Raw genomic sequence first — 5,784 nt, forward strand, 5'->3', positions numbered from 1 at the left:
GCGCCCGGGTTCTCGCGGTCGAAGTCGCGGGTCTGCGCGACGAGCTCCTCGACGTTCTCGGCGCGGGTCTCGTCTTGCGGGTCGCGACTGTTGCGGAGCGCGTCGATGAGCCCCGAGCTCTCGAGCACGGCACGGTGCGATGCCGACATCGCGTCGTGGCTCGACGTGCGCACCACGTCGCGGCCGGCCCGCGCGACCTCATGCCGATACGAGGGGTCTTCGAAGAACGCGTCGACCGACGCCGCCATCTCCGCATCGGTGGCGCCGGCGAGCGCGTATCCGAGCGACGCCATGCTGGGGATGCTCCGTGCGAGCACCGGGACGTCGAGGGCGGCGGCTTCGATCGTCGAGACGGGGCCGCCCTCCCACGCCGCGGTGTGCAGGTACAGCGCCGCCCTGTGCAGCCAAGCCTGGACCTCCTCGGGAGGCAGCCAGCCCGTGACCTGCACCCCGGCCGTCTCGAGCTCCGAGCGGCTGGCCGCGTCCCCGTCGCCGATCCACACGAACGTGCCACGGTGGGCGAGTCGTGCGACCGCGGCGAAGCGCTCCGGCGCCTTCTGCGGTGACAGCCGGCCGACCATGACCACGATGTCGCGTTCGGCCGCGTCACGCGTGACGTGGGCGAACGGCGTGGGGTTGTAGGCGACCTCGACGGGATTGCGCCGATTGAGTCGCAGGCTGAGCTCTGCTTCGCGCGGGCTCACCGCGACGATGACCTGCTTCCGCCGGGCGAGCACGCGCTCGATCGCCTCGTACGACCAGCGCTCGGGCGCAGAGACATCCGTGCGCTCCAGGGCGTAGCAGTGCGGCGAGTACACGATGCCCGGTCCGGACCCGAGCACCGCGCGAGCGGCTCCGCCCACGCTGGAGTGCAGGTGGATCACGTCGGGCGACTCCTCGCGCACCTTCTGCCGCATGCGGGAGAAGAACCCGACGAGCCCGCCGCGGTAGCCCTCGTGCGCGATCGCGTCGGGCAGCCCGTGCGTGCCCTGGCCGTCTCGCGCTCGCGAGAAGAGGGAGTGCTCGGCCTCGGGCACGCCCCTGACGTAGTTGACGATCGCGCTCTGGACGCCTCCGCCGAGCGCCTCGGTCACGTGCAGCACACGCATCTCGGCGGCCTCAGGCGAGCGCGACGGGGGCGAGGTCGGCTGCACGCTTCACAGCCCACCGACGGTTCTCCTCGAGATCCTCGATCGTGATCTCGTCGGCTTCCCGCACCAACGCGAGTCCGGCACGGTCGACGTACGCCGCCAGGTCGTCCTGGTGGCCGTCGACGTGCTCCCCGTGCGCCGCGCGACGTGGAACGACGATCGGCCGCTTCCCAAGGCTCAGCGCGGTGAGGATCGACCCCGTGCCGGCGTGCGAGATGACGAGATCCGCGTCGGCGATCTCCTCCTTCAGCCGCTCTGCGGGGAGGCTCCGCACCGTCTCGATCCCGAGGTCTGCGACATCCGACGGCCCCACCTGCCAGAGCACCGACCACTCGGGCGGGAGCACGGCGTGGAGTCGCCGGATGAGGCGCTCGAACCCGTAGTGCGCGTTGCCGCCCACGCTCACGACGACCCGCGGTGTCGAGCCGGTCTCGGGGATCACGGGCACGACCTCGAATCCCTCGAAGACCGAGATGGCGTAGGCCCAGCGGTCGTTCTCCGCGAACGGGTACTGCACGTAGCGCTTCACGCCGGGCACGCGATCGAGGAGCCGGCCGGTGGCCGACAGCTCACGGACGCGTGTCCCGCTCTCGATGTACGAGAACGGCACCCGCGCGACCTTCGCCGCGAGCATGGCCGAGATCGCCATCTGCGCCCCGGTGCTGTAGACCCGGGTCACATCCTCGGCCCGGAACCGCGGCCGCAGGGCGTGGAAGTCGTTGAGGATGCCGAGGTAGTCGCGCGGCGCGCGGTTCGGCAGCGTGATGACCCGCTCGCCGGCGAGGAGCGAGGCGCTCTGCGCCGTGGCATCCGTCACCCAGACGACGTCGTCGCCCTGCGCGATCCGAGGCCGCAGGAGGTGGAGCTGGGTGAGATGGCCGCCGCTCGTCGCCACCAACATCGTCGTCATGTCGTCCCCTTCGCATGGTGCGTGATGTTCGACGACGACGTTGTCGAGGTGTTCCGGTGTCCCCCATCCTGCGATCGGCCGATGAGCGGCACAAGCGACGACTGCCCGGTTTAACCTGTTCTTAATCCGCCCTTCTCATTCGGTGTCATCGACGGTGTCACCCGCCCGTGCGGTAGTCGGGCGTCGCGAAGACGACGCGCTCCGACCAGGGCTCCGAGAACCGCCGCACGAACGTGAGCTCCGACGGGAGCTCACCTGGGACGTCCCCCTCGACGGTCTGCGCCGCCCCGCCGCGCATGGAGCTGACGATGCCGACGTGATGGATGTGCGCCGCGCCGCCCGTGCTGTAGAACACGAGCGACCCGGGCTCGGGACCGGCCTGCGTGCGGCCTGCGAGCCGGTAGCGCTCGAACAGCTCGAGTGGCGAGGCGATGGCCGGAAGCCCGTGCTCGCGGAGGAGCCACGAGACGAAGAGCGCGCTCCAGCCGAACCCGCTCGGCGCCATCCACGGGCTGCCGTCCAGCCGCATTCCCGCCGCCGACTCGGCCTTCGCGATGACCGCCGCGGCTCCGGAGTCGCTCACGGCGGTCATGGCGGCGCCCGGTGGCGCGGCAACGCCCGCACCCGTTCGGGCCGCCTCGGCGACGCTCGGGACGGCGAGCGCGGCCGCGCCGACAGCCAGCAACGTGCGTCGGCTGATCCCGGGCGCCGGCGGCGCCGCCCCGCCGGGTCCCGCCGCCGCCGGCACCCATCCGTCACGTCGATCGTCCATGGTGTCCACCCCCAACTGTCATGCGGGTCAGCGCAGGTCGTACGACCGCGGGTCCGCTTCCTCCACGGTCCGGGCGATCCGGTGAGCCGTGTGCCACACCGTGACCCAGTCGAACTTGTCCGCGACGCGGTAGATCTGCATGTCGGTGCGGAACCCCTGCGAGTCCGGCCGCAGGAGCACGCGTGGCACACGGCGGAGGCCGTTCACGAAGGGGACGCTCTGGACCCGGTTCGACTGCCCCTGGTTGACGTAGGCCTCCACCCAGCCGTGCTCGATCGACGTGGACAGGCGCATCTTGAAGACGACATCCGTCCACCTGCCCCGGTTGTACGGGCCCGAGAGGAACGGCCACGGGTCGCCGGCGTTGAGCTCGTTCCCCCTGATCGCGAACTCGTCGATCGGCTGCTTGGTGTCGTCGCGGTTCGCGTGGATGAGGAACGGCGAACCCTGCTGGTACGGCGGCCCGTAGAGCTGGAACAGGGCGATGTAGGCCGTGCCGGCCGGGCCGTTCGGGTTGGCCGGGTCGTTCGGCGGGTAGACCGAGGGGAAGCTCGCCGAGGGCAGGTAGGAGAAGCCCACGCAGAACTCATCGCCCTCCCTGAGGTTCTGCCGGCTCGACGACTGGAACCGCACCGTGCCCGACGTCTGGTCGGGATCGCTCTTCGCGCGGTTCGGCACGGCGGCCTTGATCACCCGGCGGCGGCTCCCGTGGATCGGGTCGTCCTCGAGCCGCGCGTACGCCGAGCCGATCGTCGCGTGGTGGCTGGACTTCCACTGCGAGAACGTCCCCCCGTACTGTGCTGCCCAAGCCAGGTCGGAGCGCCACCCGCCGGTGACGGCGCCGGCCTCGGGGCGGGGCGTGTTGGCGGTGATCACGCCGACGTAGGGAGCGACGATCTCGACGCCGTCGACCGTGGCCCGTGCGGTGATCCAGAACGCCGAGTCGCACGGCCGCGGGGTCACCCCGTCGACCAGCTTCCTCGTGGTGTCCCAGCGGTAGACGTACGCCCCACCGGACGCAGTCGCCGTGCGGGTGCCGTACTGCGGCGGGCCGATGATGATGCGGACGTTCGACACCTTCGAACCGCCGGTGACCTCGGCCGACACCAGGACGCTGCCCGAGACCCGTTGACCTTCACTCGGTGCGGTGATGCGAATACTGGGCACGATGCCTCCCCCGAAGCGTTGGTTCCCATTCCCCGCGAGGCCCCGACCTCGTCCGCCCCCCTCGGCGAACTCCCCGTGCCGACACGTCGACACCCACCGGTCGTCGCACGACCGTGAGAACTCGGACGGTAGGGTTCGTCCTCGTCTTGACCCCCCAGTTGGGCTGGTTCGATGCTGTCCCATGCGCGACGGCGCCGTCAATACTCGGTGCCGAAGTCCCGTTACGGGCGGGTTAACTTCGGGCCGCGCCAGGTCGGCCGGCGACCCCGGCGGAATACGCTGAGGAAAGCGGTCACCCGCTCTCGCCGGCGAGCGACTCGGGCGTGGACATGGAAGGGGCAGCACGGAACATGACTCACGAGCAGGGGGGCCGTGAACCCGGCGGCTGGTCACGACGACAGCTCCTCATCGGGTCGGCGGCCGGGGTCCTCGCCGCCGGCGGGGGCTGGTCGACCGCGGCGCAGGCCGCCAACACGTCGCCCATTCCCACGCTGCCCGGCGAGATCAGCCGGACGGCGACTCGCTTCACCCGCGACGCGAAGCTGCCGTACGAGTGCATCGACGTGTCGATCTCGGGGGACGTGGCGCGGCTGTTCGTGCCGCACACCGCCATCCCCAAGTCCAAGACCGCCGTCGGGGTGCTGTGGGTCTTCCACTCGAACGGCAGCACGCACACCTCCCTCGACGGCGCCCACCTGTACAGCGGCGAGCTGGCCGCCGAGCGCGGCGCGGTGGTGATCTGCCCCGACTACGGCGGCAGCCTCTGGACGACGAACGCGGCGATCCAGTACCAGAAGAACGCCACGGCGTACGTCACGGCCGTCTGGAAGGTGGGGCTGAGCTTCCTGCGTGCCAACTCCGGCGGCGGGCCGCTCATGACCTACAGCTACGGGACGAAGCTCATCCCGGCGCTTCGCGGCATGTACCTGGCGAACGCGGCCTACGACATGGAGGACCTGTACGACCGCGACGATCGCGTGCGCACGACGTACAAGTTCGACCGTGCCGCGGCCGTCGCCACCAACCCGGCGCGACTTCCGCAGTCCTCGTGGACGGGCGCGCGGTTGAAGACGCTGGTCTCGGCGGCGGATCCGCTGGTGCCGCCCGCGGCCCACGGCGTCGCGCTGGCCGACATGGCCCGCCCGGTGGCGGCCGAGGTGATCGTGCAGTGGCATCCGTACGGCCACACGGTTCCGGGCTGGAGCTCGAAGGACATGATCACCACCTTCGAGGGCTGGTACTGAGGCCCGCCACCACGGGTCGGGCTCGCCGAGCGGCGGGGCCGACCCGTCCTCGGGCGCGCCCGAGCGACGAGATCGCAGGGTTCGTCGGGAAGTCATCGAGTTGTAACCACGCGGAAACAAGCGCCCACAGGGCGCTTGCTAGAACTGGGACAGGGCTGGTGGGGCATCCAACGGTGGCCCCACTCTGACGAGAGGCGACTACGTGAGAGTTTCAGTGATCGGATGCGGATACCTCGGTGCCGTGCACGCTGCGAGCATGGCCGAACTCGGCCACGAGGTGGTGGGAATCGACGTCGACGCGGCGAAGATCGCGCGGCTCGCCGCGGGTGAAGCGCCGTTCTTCGAACCCGGACTCCCCGAACTGCTCCGCTCCGCGGTCGCCTCCGGGCGTCTCACGTTCTCGACCGACATGGCGGATGCCGCGGGCGCGACGGTGCACTTCATCGCCGTCGGCACCCCGCAGCTGAAGGGCTCCTACTCGGCGGACCTGAGCTACGTGGATGCCGCCGTCGAGGGGATCCTCGAGCACGCGGCATCCGG

6 protein-coding genes are annotated in these 5,784 nt (G+C 70.7%); 2 read left to right on the forward strand and 4 right to left on the reverse strand.

Going from position 1 to position 5,784, the window contains the following annotated elements; all coding sequences use genetic code 11:
• The 4 genes from GH736_RS15775 to GH736_RS15790 form a co-directional block, all read right to left on the reverse strand.
• Positions 1 to 1,109 (reverse strand): glycosyltransferase (locus tag GH736_RS15775; protein WP_159605031.1); only part of this gene is annotated, 1,109 nt, incomplete at its 3' end.
• A 10-nt stretch (positions 1,110 to 1,119) separates the two neighbouring features.
• Positions 1,120 to 2,061, reverse strand: a complete 942-nt coding sequence (locus GH736_RS15780; RefSeq protein ID WP_159605033.1) for a glycosyltransferase — start codon at positions 2,059 to 2,061, stop codon at positions 1,120 to 1,122.
• Positions 2,062 to 2,218: 157 nt separating this feature from the next.
• Complete coding sequence (locus tag GH736_RS15785) at positions 2,219 to 2,833, reverse strand: C40 family peptidase (protein ID WP_159605035.1); 615 nt, start codon at positions 2,831 to 2,833, stop codon at positions 2,219 to 2,221.
• Between the two features lie 27 nt (positions 2,834 to 2,860).
• On the reverse strand, positions 2,861 to 4,000 hold the full coding sequence (locus GH736_RS15790; protein WP_159605037.1) for an Ig-like domain-containing protein: 1,140 nt from the start codon (positions 3,998 to 4,000) through the stop codon (positions 2,861 to 2,863).
• A 350-nt stretch (positions 4,001 to 4,350) separates the two neighbouring features.
• Here GH736_RS15790 and GH736_RS15795 point away from each other — a divergent pair, with 350 nt between their 5' ends.
• Positions 4,351 to 5,244 carry a hypothetical protein gene (locus GH736_RS15795; RefSeq protein ID WP_159605039.1) on the forward strand — a complete coding sequence of 298 codons (894 nt, stop codon included), beginning with the start codon at positions 4,351 to 4,353 and terminating at the stop codon, positions 5,242 to 5,244.
• 202 nt (positions 5,245 to 5,446) lie between these two features.
• Positions 5,447 to 5,784: 3-hydroxyacyl-CoA dehydrogenase NAD-binding domain-containing protein (locus GH736_RS15800; RefSeq protein WP_162529569.1), on the forward strand; the 338-nt coding region annotated here is incomplete at its 3' end.

This window comes from Agromyces humi (genome assembly GCF_009720255.1).
Taxonomy (GTDB): Bacteria; Actinomycetota; Actinomycetes; order Actinomycetales; family Microbacteriaceae; genus Agromyces; species Agromyces humi.